At 45.1% G+C, this 14,215-nt stretch carries 15 protein-coding genes; 8 read left to right on the top strand and 7 right to left on the bottom strand.

Features of this window, described 5'->3' with window-relative positions; all coding sequences use genetic code 11:
- Positions 1-19: 19 nt before the first annotated feature.
- A complete protein-coding gene (locus tag C1S73_RS27405; RefSeq protein ID WP_038868554.1) occupies positions 20-628 on the bottom strand; it encodes an alpha-ketoglutarate-dependent dioxygenase AlkB family protein in 609 nt (202 codons plus the stop codon).
- A gap of 140 nt (positions 629-768) precedes the next feature.
- Here C1S73_RS27405 and C1S73_RS27400 point away from each other — a divergent pair, with 140 nt between their 5' ends.
- The gene (locus C1S73_RS27400; protein ID WP_038868556.1) at positions 769-2,127 is read left to right on the top strand and encodes a diguanylate cyclase; all 1,359 of its coding nucleotides are present in this window, start codon (positions 769-771) and stop codon (positions 2,125-2,127) included.
- Between the two features lie 372 nt (positions 2,128-2,499).
- Here C1S73_RS27400 and C1S73_RS27395 read toward each other — a convergent pair whose 3' ends face one another.
- Complete coding sequence (locus C1S73_RS27395) at positions 2,500-4,056, bottom strand: DUF3612 domain-containing protein (protein ID WP_081634765.1); 1,557 nt, start codon at positions 4,054-4,056, stop codon at positions 2,500-2,502.
- A 174-nt stretch (positions 4,057-4,230) separates the two neighbouring features.
- On the opposite strand from C1S73_RS27395, the gene C1S73_RS27390 reads away from it, so the two are divergent.
- The gene (locus C1S73_RS27390; RefSeq protein ID WP_038868558.1) at positions 4,231-4,809 is read left to right on the top strand and encodes an aldolase/citrate lyase/malate synthase family protein; all 579 of its coding nucleotides are present in this window, start codon (positions 4,231-4,233) and stop codon (positions 4,807-4,809) included.
- 102 nt (positions 4,810-4,911) lie between these two features.
- On the opposite strand, the gene gefA is transcribed toward C1S73_RS27390, so the two are convergent.
- A complete protein-coding gene (gene gefA / locus C1S73_RS27385; protein WP_038868575.1) occupies positions 4,912-5,925 on the bottom strand; it encodes a diguanylate cyclase GefA in 1,014 nt (337 codons plus the stop codon).
- A gap of 298 nt (positions 5,926-6,223) precedes the next feature.
- Between gefA and C1S73_RS27380 the strand changes: the two genes are divergently transcribed.
- From C1S73_RS27380 to C1S73_RS27370, 3 genes are read left to right on the top strand one after another with little or no spacing between them, the layout of a single operon-like run.
- A complete protein-coding gene (locus tag C1S73_RS27380) occupies positions 6,224-7,576 on the top strand; it encodes a DASH family cryptochrome (protein WP_038868559.1) in 1,353 nt (450 codons plus the stop codon).
- Entirely contained in the window at positions 7,576-9,120 is a 1,545-nt protein-coding gene (locus C1S73_RS27375; protein WP_038868560.1) for a cryptochrome/photolyase family protein, read from the top strand. The genes C1S73_RS27380 and C1S73_RS27375 overlap by 1 nt, the downstream gene beginning before the upstream one ends.
- Complete coding sequence (locus C1S73_RS27370) at positions 9,120-9,827, top strand: SDR family oxidoreductase (RefSeq protein ID WP_038868561.1); 708 nt, start codon at positions 9,120-9,122, stop codon at positions 9,825-9,827. Before C1S73_RS27375 ends, C1S73_RS27370 begins: the two co-directional genes overlap by 1 nt.
- Positions 9,828-9,888: 61 nt before the next feature.
- Here C1S73_RS27370 and C1S73_RS27365 read toward each other — a convergent pair whose 3' ends face one another.
- On the bottom strand, positions 9,889-10,035 hold the full coding sequence (locus tag C1S73_RS27365; protein WP_005374142.1) for a DUF2256 domain-containing protein: 147 nt from the start codon (positions 10,033-10,035) through the stop codon (positions 9,889-9,891).
- Positions 10,036-10,072: 37 nt separating this feature from the next.
- The gene (msrB, locus tag C1S73_RS27360) at positions 10,073-11,215 is read right to left on the bottom strand and encodes a peptide-methionine (R)-S-oxide reductase MsrB (RefSeq protein WP_038868576.1); all 1,143 of its coding nucleotides are present in this window, start codon (positions 11,213-11,215) and stop codon (positions 10,073-10,075) included.
- A 185-nt stretch (positions 11,216-11,400) separates the two neighbouring features.
- Between msrB and C1S73_RS27355 the strand changes: the two genes are divergently transcribed.
- The 3 genes from C1S73_RS27355 (at position 11,401) to C1S73_RS27345 (ending at position 12,848) form a co-directional block, all read left to right on the top strand.
- A complete protein-coding gene (locus tag C1S73_RS27355) occupies positions 11,401-11,799 on the top strand; it encodes an OsmC family protein (protein ID WP_038868562.1) in 399 nt (132 codons plus the stop codon).
- Positions 11,800-11,910: 111 nt separating this feature from the next.
- Positions 11,911-12,465, top strand: coding sequence for a sugar O-acetyltransferase (locus tag C1S73_RS27350; RefSeq protein WP_038868563.1), 555 nt, complete (start codon positions 11,911-11,913; stop codon positions 12,463-12,465).
- A gap of 149 nt (positions 12,466-12,614) precedes the next feature.
- Positions 12,615-12,848, top strand: a complete 234-nt coding sequence (locus tag C1S73_RS27345; protein WP_038868564.1) for a hypothetical protein — start codon at positions 12,615-12,617, stop codon at positions 12,846-12,848.
- Positions 12,849-12,915: 67 nt separating this feature from the next.
- Here the strand turns inward: C1S73_RS27345 and C1S73_RS27340 are convergent, their stop codons facing one another.
- Both C1S73_RS27340 and C1S73_RS27335 read right to left on the bottom strand, forming a co-directional pair.
- Positions 12,916-13,098, bottom strand: a complete 183-nt coding sequence (locus tag C1S73_RS27340) for a hypothetical protein (protein WP_005445428.1) — start codon at positions 13,096-13,098, stop codon at positions 12,916-12,918.
- Between the two features lie 131 nt (positions 13,099-13,229).
- Positions 13,230-14,138 (bottom strand): LysR family transcriptional regulator, encoded by a 909-nt coding sequence (locus C1S73_RS27335; protein ID WP_038868565.1) that lies wholly within the window; start codon positions 14,136-14,138, stop codon positions 13,230-13,232.
- Positions 14,139-14,215 lie beyond the last annotated feature (77 nt).

The raw sequence follows: 14,215 nt of genomic DNA, 5'->3' as shown, positions 1-14,215 counted from the left end.
TTGCTATGTAATGCCTCAGTCAATAGTTGGTCACGATATGGCGGAAGGTCAGGTTGATACGTTCACCTTTCGGTTTTGCCGTTTTGGGCACCGCGTGTTTCCAATGATGCTGCAGTTCTCCTGCCATAAGTAACAAGGCACCATGGCTAAGTTCATACTCTAGCTGAGTTTTACAATGTAAATTCCGCAGTAAAAAGCGTCGAGTTTCGCCAAGGTTTACAGAAGCGATAACCGGATTTCTACCAAGCTCTGGCTCATTATCTTGGTGCCATCCCATGGAGTCCTGTCCATGACGATATAGGTTTGCTAAGACCGAGTTGAATTGAACGTTGGCAATGGCTTCACAGCGCGTTTTTAGCTCATTGAGATCCGGTGTCCAAGGGTGTGGAGACATGGTTAACCCTGAATATGTATAGGCAACATCGCCATGCCAAGCTTGTAACCGAGGTTGCAGTACTGAGCGGCCGAACATGGTGATGCGCTCTTGTTGCCATGGGAGAGTAGAGCGAAGGTTAGAGAAATAACGATCAGCTTCTAAGTTACTGAGAAAGTTAGGGTCATAGTAAATTCTGCCCTGTGCTACTTCTTGCCAAAATGAGCTTTTAAATAAATCACCTTGTACTTGCATCTCACTTTACCTTTCTCATTTATAAAAATGGTCGATATTTATTACCTTTACGATAGCTATTGGTTATTCTTAAGGTAAATAAGCATTTTAACAATAATGAATAAGTTTCGTTGTAGTCAGGACGAGATAGTGAGGAACAAATGCGCTATTCACCCAGAAAGCAGGGCTATTTTGCATTGTTCTTTCTCACTTTTTTTGCCTTGTGTATTGGGGTGATTGAGCTGTTACATCGGAATCAGCAAAGCCTCTACCAAGAGCGAGTTCAAGTTGAGGCCAAAGAACAACTTTCTATTCTCCGTTCCAATTTGGAAGCGGAACTTATGGCTGATATCTATAAAGCCAGCACCCTTGCTACACTCATTACTTTGCTGCCTAAAGATGAGGAGCGCAAGCTTAATCTTGCAGCCAATCGAATCCTAAACAAAAGCAAGCACATCACAGTGATTGGCATGGCCGAAAACGACGTGGTCAGCCATATCTTTCCCTTAAAAGGGAATGAAGCCGTGGTTGGCTTGGATTATCGGACTGTGCCAGAACAATGGGTACAAGTTCAAAAAGCTAAGGAAATTGAAGAAATCTTTATCGCTGGCCCTATCGAGCTAGTGCAAGGTGGGAAAGGGTTGATTGTGCGTGTCCCTGTCTTTCGTGATCCACCGATAAACAATGATTATTGGGGCGTGATCAGTACCGTTATCGACTTTGACGGTTTGCTGAGAGATACGGGGGTTATCGAGTTTTCATATCGTTATTACATGACGATTCGTGGCTATGATAGTGGTGGCGAACTTGGCGATGTTTTCTTTGGTCAAACGAGCGAAAACGGCCAAGTGTATGCCAAAGAGCAAGTGCATTTCCCTTATGGCGGTTGGAGTATTACGGTCTATGCCAACGGAGAGTTGGAAAAACAAGTGTCTTGGCACCGACTTCATATTGCACGACTCGTCGGTTATCCCATTGTACTAGCGATGAGCATCGCATTGATGGTGATTTATCGTTTGTACATTGTGGCAGATAGCCGTGCGCTGCATGACGAGCTGACTCAGTTGCCAAATCGACGTTACTTTATGCAGTCGTACAAGCATCAGTTTGAAATCGCAAAGCGTTATAAAAAACGTTATCGCTTCGCTCTTGTGAACATCGATTTAGATCATTTCAAGCACATCAATGACACTCATGGACATGATGCTGGAGACAAAGTACTTGTTGCTTGTGCAGAGCGAATCAAAAGCAGCTTGCGTCGCTCTGATATTGTCGCACGTATGGGCGGGGACGAGTTTTTGGTGGTGGTCCATAACCCGAAAACAGAAGAAAATATCCAAACACTTTTGAAAAAGTTAAGAACGGCATTGTGCTCCACACCAGTTATCTATGACGGAGAACTGATTTATCTGCGCACTAGCATGGGTTACGCGATGTTTGATCCTGTCATGACATCGCCAGAACAAATGATGAAAATTGCAGATGAGCGGATGTATCAGCAAAAGCATTATGGCGGGTAATACTTAAACGTTAATAGTGCTTTAAACACAGTCAGTGTCTTCCCGCTTTTGACTGATTTTCATTTTAAAGGGGTGTACTCATCAACGAGGCTATTGCTGATAAAGGGATTAGTAGCAATGCGATCTGTAGCATATTTTGCAGTTCTTTGCATTTTGCAAATGCGATTTGCAAAATGTGTGCTCAATAAATCATCAATATGCATCAGGATCGAAGAAAAAATGGTGTTTTAAAAGTTGGCACGCATCGTGCTTTATACAGATTGACCCTTATTAAGCCGAGGGTCACCTAGCCAACTGACGTTGTTAGTGAATACACATTGTTCACAAGTATATACCGCCAATCACCTTTATTGTGATTGGCGTTTTTTCTTTCTATAGGTCAAGAACTTGCACCTCGTCTCCAGTATCTCCTGAATCACCACACTTGTTATAGCAACTCGGTTGTCTTGGACATACCGCGCCTCTTGAACAAATCAATCTTGCTTGAGTTTGAATTCCTCGTTCAATCCAATTGATATTGAGGATCTTAGCTATCGTCGTCAGATCCTTTTTGATGTGCTGTGGAATCACCGTGCTGCCCCCTGAAGAGACACACAGCGATTTTAGCTCTTCTGCAATTGCAATCGCATCCCCACCCTGTGCAGAAATAGCCGGGTTGAGGTCTATGCCAGCACAAAGCACGCGATTGTTTCCTGCTGGATCAAATACATTGACTGATTCACAACAGTAGATGCGTGGTTCATTACCAACATTGAGAATCGAGATCTGTGCTGAGCTGGTATCTAGCGGCTGTGACAGACGACGGAAGACTGCCCAGTGTTGACAAGGGTCATTCACTTTGCGCATGTTCCCCCAAGGGAGTGGAATACCATTACCACGATAAACCGCTTTGAGCTTACCTGGTCCATAAGCATCAAAGTAATGCCAATGTGGGTACGGCGATACCACCGTCATGCGGCGCATTGCGACAGAAGGGGAGACGCCCGCTTTTTTGTGAACATCGATTTCATAACCTGAGCGATCGAGCAACTGGCGAAATGGCACTTTAGGGCAAAGCAAGGCGCCAGCAAAGAAGCTCGACTCAAAATCGCGCCATGCTTGCAGAATGTCTTGTGAGTTGAGCTCAGAGTTTGAAACCTGCGAGCCACTTTGCTCCCAGTTGTTCTGATGCCCAATAGACAGCACGTTACTCATACCATCACTGCTGTGCAGCACCCGATGGCCGATGTACACGGCTAAGTCGTACTTCAAACGTGTTGGGTAATCACGCATGCGTTTGTTGAGGTAAATCGTCCCTGGCGCTTCCATAAACGACGTGATCAACTGCTTTGCACTCACGCCAAGCTCATCAATCACATCTTGTGGTGCGCGGTCTACCCAACGAATATCCAACCCCATGCTTTTCGCAATGTCGATCAGATCTTCCACTGACAGATTAAGTCGCTTTAAGCCCACTTCTTCTGCTGCCCGTTCTAAGTCTGGGAAGTGGTTTTGGTGGTTTTCTTGGTGTGCTCGAATCAATAGATGAGCAAACTGCCGCCCTGTGATACCAGTTTGGGAGAGCATTTCTGGTATCGCGATTTGCAAGATATCGTTAGAGAACAGGAAGCTGGGTTCGAGCGCCATCCCGTTAATGCCGCCACGGTTGCCTTTATTTGGCGTGATGGCCTCTAGCTCTGGCTCATCGTCCAAAAACCAAGCGGGTTCTTTTTGGAAAACTTCGGCGATCACTTCCAACATATCGATGCTCGGTACGCGTTTTCCACGTTCGATCATCGACAGATAAGAAACCGACGGCGCGTATTCAGGATTGATCCTTACACAACGCGCAGACAAATCCTCCATCGTTAAATGGTTGTTTTTCCTTAGGTTGCGAATTTTCGTACCCAAGAAATGAGATTGGCGGATAAGACTTTTTGACACAGACATTTTGTAAAATTCACATTGTAAAATTTTTGTTGTGAAATTGTAGTCAATATTTCGCTAGTCTACATACTGAGCAGGCAAGGAAATTAACCATCAACTTCACAAATTTGCCTGAAACTTAAACAGAGGTTTTAAGTTTTTACTCTAAGAAGAGTGTTTAAGTGAGAGGAAACGACGATGAATATGCTGAACTTCGATAAAAAAGACATCCAAGAACAACAACGCCCAATTATCGCTGAAGCCGTATTTGCCGTCGAGGCGGTAAGTGCTGAGCAGCAAAGCGAAAAGCAAATTAAGGCGAAGCAACTACTAGACCGAATGTTCCCACTAGAGAATGGGTCACACCAAGATGTATCCAGTTACGTTATCGACTACCGACATGTAATGGCTTACTTCAAAGACGGTACGCACAGTGGCCTTAAAAGTCCAAAGCACTTCGTAGCGTACACTGGTGAGAAAGAAGATCCGAAATCGATTCTGTTTAAAGACGAATCTGGAAGCCACGCTGAAGTGCTGTTTGGTTGTCACAAAGGCACCGGTTGTGTTGAGTTGATGGACATCGACGATATCCAACTAGAAACCCGTACCACGTTTAGCCCTGAGCTGACGGGTAACGCCCCAACAGCCATGCGTCATTGGATCAGCTTGATCAAAGGCGACAAAAAAGGCAAACCAATGGCGTGCAGTGAAGATAAAGAATTTACCGCGAAAAACGGTGAAGATTACTTCTTAAGTTACTGCTACAGCATTGACTGATGCTTTAAGAAGCGAAAAAATAACGATCCAGCCCAAGAAAGCAAAACCCCAAGCACGTGCTTGGGGTTTTGTTTGAGTGTTTTATTTACCGGGAAATCAGTCTTACAGCGGCATGACACGGTTGCGGCCGAGTTGCTTCGCCTCATAAAGTTGTTTGTCGGCTTTGTTGACCAAGCTTTCTGGCGTGTCGCCGATTTCAAATTCCGCAACTCCAAACGAGGCAGTAATACTGTGCACTTGGCTACCTGAGCGTTTGTCGCGGACACGCAACTTCTCAATCATTCGTCTCAACGTATCCGCGTATTGACGAGAGATTCTCAATGATTTGTTTGGCACAATCACCGCAAACTCTTCTCCACCAAAACGGTAGGCACTGATGCCATCTCGACAGCTTTGTTGTAAGCGACGCGCAATCGCTTTGATCACCGTATCACCGAATAAGTGACCATAATTGTCGTTAAATGCTTTGAAATGGTCGATATCAAGCATAATCAGTGTCATTGCCTGTTTGCTGTCAATCAGCATACGTAGGTCGTTATCGAAGGCACGACGATTATACAGCTTGGAGAGGCCGTCAAATAAGGCGTCTTTCTGTACTTCAGCAAGCTGATTTTTGAGACGAGAAATTTCTTCGCTCGCATTGGTCAGTTGGCTGTTGAGAAACTTGGTTGAATGGCGAATTTCACGAGACTCAACAACAAGCTGTCGTACAACATTCATGACTTCTTCAATGCTGAGGCTGCTGTCTTCGACTTTCTCTAGCTTATTAAAGCTTTTGTCGACCATGTCAGAAAAGGAGGACGTATCAGTGATGGTGTCTGTCATAGAGCTGGAGACCTCACCCAACAGCACTTCTACGTTGGTTTTAAGATCTTCTATGCTGGTCTCTGCTTTGCTTGCTACATAGTTGTTGTAGAGCAGTTTGTGCATAGCAGGAGGGCATACGTCGTAATTTTCCAGAACCATATCCATTTCTTGGTTCAACTCTGGAATGGTCTTATCTACGTAGGTATACCAAAGCGCGTAGTTGGCTGGTGTTGCCGCTACGTGGTTTTTGATCATTAAGGGCACCGCTTTTTTTAAATTAGCGGTCGATTTTTTAAATTCGTCGGTCATTTCTGCGGTGTTACAAGCAAAATGCAATTGGGCTAAGGGTAACGGATATAAAACAATATCGCTTTAATTTTTGTCATTTTTGTACGGTTTTTTTAAAAAACTTGAGCGAATAATCAAACGGTTTCATGAATTATTACTTAATCTTTCATAACTTATAAATTTATCCATAACATTTTGTTTACTAAAGAAGTTTGTTTGATGAAGATTTCAGCAATCTAAATGATGCGATGATCGTGACCAATGGTGATGCGTAAAACTTGGCATGCGCATAACAGAATAGAGTAGTAAGGAGCGTCACTTGAACAAGACTATAGGATTGTATTGGTTCACCAACGATTTGAGATTGCATGACAATCCGCTCCTGCTCCGAGCCTCTGCTGAGGTCGAAGAGCTCATTTGTATATACTGCTATCCAAAAATGTCGCCCTACCTAAAGCAATACGCACAAACTCCGGAATTTGGGTCCGCCAAACAACAGTTTTTGGACGAGTCACTGCATTGCCTCAGCTTGTCATTGAATGCACTTAATCAACGTCTACAGGTCGTTGACTTACCTCCTTACCAAGCAATCAAATATGTTACTGACAAGCTTGATGTGACCCATCTCTTTGTAGATGCGGTCTCTGGATCAGATGAGCAAGATGTTGTCGATAAGATTCAAGCACAAGCGCCGCATTTGGCTGTTGTCCAAAGTGAAGTTCGCAGCTTGTTCTGTGTCGAAGATTTACCGTTTGAGCTTGAAGCGCTTTCTGACACCTTCACCAAGTTCCGAAAAAAGGTTGAGAACCTTGCTCTAACTGAACCTGTAGAAGCAGTAACAACGTTGCCTTCACTGCCAGACGAACTCGTACTGCCGACGTTGAGTTTGACCCGAGATGTCCAGCCAAGCCTGTTTACTGGTGGTGAGCGAGCAGGGCTTGAACATTGTCGTCAGTATTTTGCCTCAACATTAGCGAGTGAATACAAACAAACGCGCAACGGTTTAGATGGTATGGATTACTCCACCAAGTTCTCTCCTTGGTTAGCTCATGGGTGTCTTTCTCCGAAAACCATTGATGCCATGCTTAAACGTTATGAAGCCGCGAATGGTGCAAATGATTCAACCTACTGGATTTACTTCGAACTGCTTTGGCGTGAATACTTTTATTGGTATGCCCGTCGATACAAGCGGCAGTTCTTCCGATTTGGTGGCATCCAAAATCAAGCACCACTCACCAGCTTTTACGCGCACCGTTTCCAGCAATGGAAGAAAGGTGAAACGCCATTTCCTATCGTGAACGCGTGTATGCACCAGCTTAATGAAACCGGTTATATGTCGAATCGTGGTAGACAGTTAGTCGCCAGTTGTTTGGTGCATGAGCTTGGCCTTGATTGGCGTTATGGCGCGGCGTACTTTGAGTCACAACTGGTTGATTACGATGTGGCATCAAACTGGGGAAATTGGCAATACCTAGCGGGCGTCGGTGCTGACCCGCGTGGTTCACGACAATTCAACCTCGAAAAGCAAACCGAAATGTACGATCCGCACATGGAGTTCATCGATAGGTGGCAAGGTCGTTGCGCTGGCGCGCATTTGGATAGTGTAGACATGGTCGATTGGCCGATTGTGATGGGCAGTAGTGACAAAGCTTCGTCATCGGAGAAACCGTAATGCAATTTGAAACCGTACGATTGATCTTGGGCGATCAACTCAACAGTAAGCACTCTTGGTTTCAGCAACCGGATGAGCAAGTGCTTTACCTGATTGCGGAGCTCAAGCAAGAGAATACTTACGCCACGCACCATATTCAGAAAGTTTGTGCGTTCTTTTCTGCAATGGAACAGTTTGCGAAAGAGCGTCAGAGCGAGGGGCATCAAGTTTTGCATCTCACGTTGGATGACACACAATCCTTCGACGATCTTGAGCAAGTCTTGCAACACTACGTGAGCGAGGTTGGTGCAAGTAAGTTTGAATATCAACGCCCCGATGAATACCGTTTACTAGAGCAGTTAGCCAAACTAAAGCTTGATGGGGTTGTGGCGGGTTGTGTCGATTCGGAACACTTTTTGTTGCCGTTTGAAGAAATAGAATCGCAGTTTCCTCAAGGCAAACACATTATGATGGAGCACTTCTACCGCCGGATGCGAAAGCGCTTCGACATCTTAATGCAAGACGGAAAACCCGTCGGCGGAAAATGGAATTACGATGCCAATAATCGTAACAAGCTCAAAGCCAAAGACATTGAACAACTGCCACAACCTTTGATGTTCAGTACCGACGTCCGCGGCATTCTTGAGCGGTTGGCAGAACATGACATCAAAACCATCGGAAATCTCGAAGGGGACTTGTTGTGGCCGATTAATCGCGCGCAAAGCTTGTCTTTACTCGCGCATTTCTGCCAAGTCTGTCTACCGTTGTTCGGCCGTTTTCAAGACGCCATGACAGGTCAGCACGATGCTAAATGGAGCTTGTATCACAGCCGAATTTCATTCTCGCTCAACAGCAAATTGCTGCACCCGAGAGAAGTCATTGATGCATCACTCAAGGCATTTCATTCCAACGCGGACATCGACATTTCTCAAGTCGAAGGGTTTATTCGCCAAATCTTAGGATGGCGAGAGTACATCCGAGGCGTCTATTGGGCGAACATGCCTCATTACCCGAAAAAGAACGAGTTGGACGCAGAAAGAAAGTTGCCGGACTTCTTTTGGAATGGCGAAACCAAAATGGCTTGTATGCATAATGCGATTGGTCAGTCCCTCGATTATGCCTACGCACACCACATCCAACGCTTGATGGTCACTGGTAATTTTTGTTTGCTAACCGAAATCGACCCAGACCAAGTGGATGAGTGGTATCTCGGTATCTATGTTGATGCGATTGAATGGGTCGAAATGCCTAACACACGCGGCATGGCATTGTTTGCGGACGGCGGCATTGTTGGTACCAAGCCCTATGCAGCGAGCGGTTCTTACATCAATAAAATGAGCGATTACTGTAAGGGCTGCCATTACGACAATAAGGCGAGGAGCGGGGAAGGATCGTGTCCGTTTAACAGTCTTTATTGGCGCTTTATGAACAAGCACGATAAACGTCTCGCAACCAATCCACGTATCGGAATGATTTTTCGTTCTTGGGACAATATGGAAGAAGAAAAGCGGAATGCGATATTACAAACCGCAGAGCATTATATGAAAAACTTGGAGAGCTTGTGATGGACATCCTGATTGTTGGTGGCAACGGTGGCATTGGTTTAGCGATGGTTCAAGAAGCCACTTTGCGGTTCCCTCAAGCTCGTGTGCATGCCACTTATCGTAAGCTGCAACCAGATTGGCAACACCCAAATGTAATTTGGTATCAAGTGGATGTATCGCAAGACGAGCAGGTAAAAGCGTTCAGTGAGCACATTGAACATGTCGATTGGTTGGTGAACTGCGTTGGTATGTTGCACACCCAAGAGAAAGGCCCAGAGAAGAATCTTAACTCGCTCGACGCAGACTTTTTTCAGCAAACCATCACGGTTAATACTTTGCCAAGTTTGCTGTTGGCGAAATACTTCACGCCCAAACTAAAACGCAGTACTGCACCTAAATTTGCGACCATTTCGGCCAAAGTTGGCAGCATTAGCGATAACCAGCTCGGTGGTTGGTACAGCTATCGTGCATCGAAAGCCGCATTAAACATGTTCCTCAAAACCATGTCGATCGAATGGCAAAGAATGGTCAAACATGGCACGGTGCTTTCACTTCATCCAGGTACTACGGACACTGCTTTGTCGGCACCTTTTCAAACCAATGTGCCAGAGGGAAAGCTGTTTACACCAGAGCGAGTCGCAAAGGATTTATTAGGCTTGATAGAAAAAGCGACCCCGCAAGATAGCGGGGCGTTTTGGGCTTATGATGGGACGTTATTGCCTTGGTAAAAGAACACGTACAAACGTTATTACAAAGGAAATAGCGTTTTCTATAGAGGGTTGGAGTGACCTACGTTTTCGTTGATTTATTTCTTCGGCAACGCTCAGAACAATAAACGATTTCCTCCCAATTTCGCGCCCACTTCTTTCTCCAAGAAAATGGGCGCTGACAGACCGGACAGACTTTCATGGGAAGGTTGGATTTAAAACCTTTCATTGCGCTGAATGTTCACTCCTAATTTGGTTACAACTAGCTACTTATCAAATAGGTACAGATAATCGCCGTAGCCTAAACTCGCCATCTTGTTCGCTGGTACAAACTCCATTGCGGCTGAGTTCATGCAGTAACGTAATCCCGTTGGCTTAGGACCATCTTTAAATACATGACCAATATGCGAATCACCAAACTTACTGCGGATCTCTGTGCGTGGATAAACCAGTTTAAAGTCGGTTTTCTCTACGATGTAGCCTGGGTTAATTGGTCTCGTAAAGCTTGGCCAACCTGTACCCGATTTGTACTTATCCGTTGACGAGAACAATGGCTCACCAGTGACGATATCAACGTAAATGCCTGCTTCTTTGTTGTCCCAATACTTGTTGTTGAAAGGGCGCTCTGTACCTTCTTCTTGTGTCACGTAGTATTGAAGCTCAGTCAATTTAGCTTTGATTTCTTTGTCTGAAGGTTTCTCGTATACCTTCACTTTCGTCACCAACTCTTTTTCGTTGATAAGTTCACGCAGTGTTTTTGGGTTGTCTTTACGATCTTCACCAAACACTTCGTCGAGGTACTTATCGCGACCTGATGCGTAGCGGTAGTATTTGTACTTCAGGCTACTATTCTTGTAGTAATCCTGATGGTACGACTCCGCAGGGTAGAACTTTTCAAACTCGATCAGTTCTGTTTTCAACGGTTTTGGATAGATCATCGCCTTGTCGATTTCCATCATAAACTGCTCAGCTATCTGCTTTTGCTCCGCATTATGATAGAAGATCGCCGGGCGATATTGAGGACCACGGTCGACGAATGAGCCTTTGTCGTCAGTCGGGTCGATATGGCGGAAGAAGTAGTCCAGCACTTGTTCGTAGTTCACGAAAGCAGGATCGTACTTCACCTCAATCACTTCAATATGGCCTGATTTACCAGAAGAGACTTGTCGATAAGTTGGGTTTTCTAAATCACCACCTGAGTAACCAGAGACAACGTCTAACACGCCGGGCAATTGTTCTAAATCTGATTCCGTACACCAGAAGCAGCCACCTGCGAGTGTTGCGATGTCAGTTTTACCAGATGCGTTCATCTTATCCATGGTATCGGCCGTACCTGTTTTACTTAGCAAGATGAACAGTACAGGGAGTGTGAATGAGAAGCCCACCAATAGCTTAGATACTTTCTTCATAACTTCCTCAAACGTCATTTTTCTCAATGAATGTTACGTAAGAAGACAGAAGTAAGAGCGAAAAAATTGCAGTGATTACGAAAAATTCTTTGCCCTTTCTCACAACAGGGCTACAGTAACGGCACGAAACAAGCGCTCATTGGTAGAAGGTTTCCGATGAGGCAAAAGCAATAATGAGGGAAACCATGCAAGCAGAAGTAAAATGGGTCGAAGACTTTAAATTCCTCGGTCAGTCTCAATCTGGTCACTCAGTCGTGATGGATGGCAATGGCGGTGCAACGGCACCAAGCCCAATGGAAATGGTATTGATGGCTGCTGGTGGTTGTAGCTCTGTGGACGTTGTTGATGGTCTAAAAACAGCAGGTCAGAAAGTGGCTTCTGTCAACGCGAAACTCACCACGGAACGCCGTGAAACGGCTCCACGTATCTTCACTCAGGTGAACATTCACTTTGAAGTCTCTGGTGAAACACTGGACCCAGAAATCGTAGCTAAAGTGGCGGCGGACTCATTAGAAAAATACTGCTCAGTATGTCTGATGTTGGGCGAAGGCGTTGAGATGACTCACAGCTGGGAAATCGTATAACCCCGACGTGATACAACGACAAAATAGGAAAGAGAAAAGCCCGTGCTTTTCTCTTTTTTTATTCCTCTTTTACGCTAATCTATCGTGGTCAAAAGTTGTAGGAATGATCCAGTGACTGAATTAGAAAAAATGATGTCTGGCCAAGTGTTTAACGGTACAGACGAAGAGATCGAAGCGATCCGTACTCACGCAACTCATGCGTTGAAGGCCTTCAATAACAATACCGATGAGTCTCAACGTGATGCTTTGCAAAAGGATCTGTTTGGTAAAGTTGGGATGAGTATGATCCGAGCGCCATTCCATTGTGAGTTTGGTAAGACGATTGAAATCGGTGAAGAGACCTTCATCAACATGAATGTCGTCATGCTTGATGGAGCCAAAATCACCATTGGTAGCCACGTACTTATTGGCCCTAGTGTGCAACTTTACACGGCATCACATTCGTTGGATTACCGTAGCCGACTTAAGTGGGAAACGTTTTGTAAGCCAATCATAATTGAAGATAGTGTCTGGATTGGTGGCAACTCGGTGATCAACCAAGGGGTAACCATTGGTGCTCGCTCAGTCATTGCCGCTAACTCAGTGGTAAACAGCGATGTTCCACCAGATTGTCTATATGGCGGTACGCCTGCCAAATTGATTCGTCGCTTAAACGAGGACGAGTAATCACACATACTCACGGCGCTTATTCCCATAATCAATAAGCGCTTGTTTACATATCGGTTTCATTAATTTATAAATCTCAAGTGCTTATATCGAAAGCTATGACGTTTTTAACGAGAATGAATTCACCCGTTTGAAGTTTAGGGGTTGATATGTCAAATAAGACGGAAGTTGTTATGTGTCCTTCGTGTGGTGTGGAAACGCATCATGTCGTGGTGTTGGTCAGAAAGAAAAGTGCTTTTGAGGGAGATAAGAATCGCAGTAAGAAGGAGTTCATTTCTGGCTTTCTAAAAAGCACAGTATTTGGTGCTTTCCTTGCTTCTATGGATGACTTCTCTCGTCATCTAATCTGCGAAAACTGCGGCAATAAAATCATTCAAGATTGAGCGTAGTAACTCTCCTACTAATCAAAAAAATGAGCTCGGGTGTAGAGCTCATTTTTATCGATGTTTTTTAAGAATGGAAGATCACTTGCTCGTCTTCCGTCATTACAAGCGTCGCTTTGTTTTGCTCGATAAGCTGAGCTGCGTAAGAGGGCGTTACGGCTTGAATCTCGCCTTTTGCTTTTAGCGTCAGCGATTCCCACGCTTGGTCACGATATTTACCCGCTTGGGTGTATTGAATCAGTACTTTCATAGCTTCACACTCCGGTGTGGTTGACGTGCTACTTAAGTTAGCGCTCCAATGCTGGTTGCGCACCTGTTAAAAATGAAACATTAGATTAACTAAATGTTATTGCATCAAATGTGATGGAGCATTAGAACCTATCAATAGCGATCCCAGTACGGTGTATCGGTGCCGAGCTTTTCGCTGATGAAGTCAATAAACACACGTACTTTCAATGGCATGTGTTTGCGTTCTGGAAACACAGCATAGATGGCATGCTCTGGGAGAGAGAATTCTTCCATCAGCGGTTTTAAGTTACCGGCTGCAAAGTCTTTCGCGGCGATGAAAGTTGGTAATTGCGCTATGCCAGAGCCTCTTAATAGCAATTGGCGAATCGCTTCGCTGTTGTTGACCACAAAGTTGCCTTTGGGTAGCACTTTATACTCGCTACCGCTGTTGATAAACATCCACTCGACGCCGCCTCGGAAATACGAATAACGCAAACAGTTGTGTGTCACCAAGTCGCTTGGTTTGGTTGGTACGCCAAACTCTTCTAGGTATTCGGGAGAGGCACACAGCACGCTTTTACACGGAGCAAGGCGCTTAGCGACAAGGTTAGAAATCGCAAGTTCGCCAATGCGAATCCCCAAATCAAAGCCTTGTTCAACCAAATCCACCATGGCGTCTTCTAGCTGTAAATCGACCTCAATTTTCGGGTAACGTGCAAGAAATTCGCTGATAAGTGGTGCAACGTGTAAAACGCCAAAAGACATCGGTGCGGTGATTTTGAGCCGGCCTTGCGGTGAGCCTTGCAGTTCAGAAACAGCATCGACGCCTTGTTGAGCAAGATTCACTGCTTGTGAAGCGTACTCGAAGTATCGGCGTCCAGCTTCGGTTAGGCTGAGCTTTCTTGTGGTTCGATTAAGCAAGCGAATGCCGAGGTCATCTTCGAGTTGGTTTATGCGTTTGCTTATCGCCGATTTAGTCAGGTTTAACTGCTTGGCGGCAAGGGAAAAGCTGCCGCATTCGACGACAGCGACAAATACTGGCAGTGACGCAATGGCATTCACGGCGTGCTCCTAGGTTATTGGGGGTTATCTATTATTAATTTTATTGTTGAGAAAAACGATACAATCATTTTCCAATT

Source organism: Vibrio jasicida 090810c (assembly GCF_002887615.1).
Taxonomy (GTDB): Bacteria; Pseudomonadota; Gammaproteobacteria; order Enterobacterales; family Vibrionaceae; genus Vibrio; species Vibrio jasicida.
Note: the sequence above shows the minus strand (reverse complement) of the source record. Positions and strands in the feature narration are given on the sequence as shown.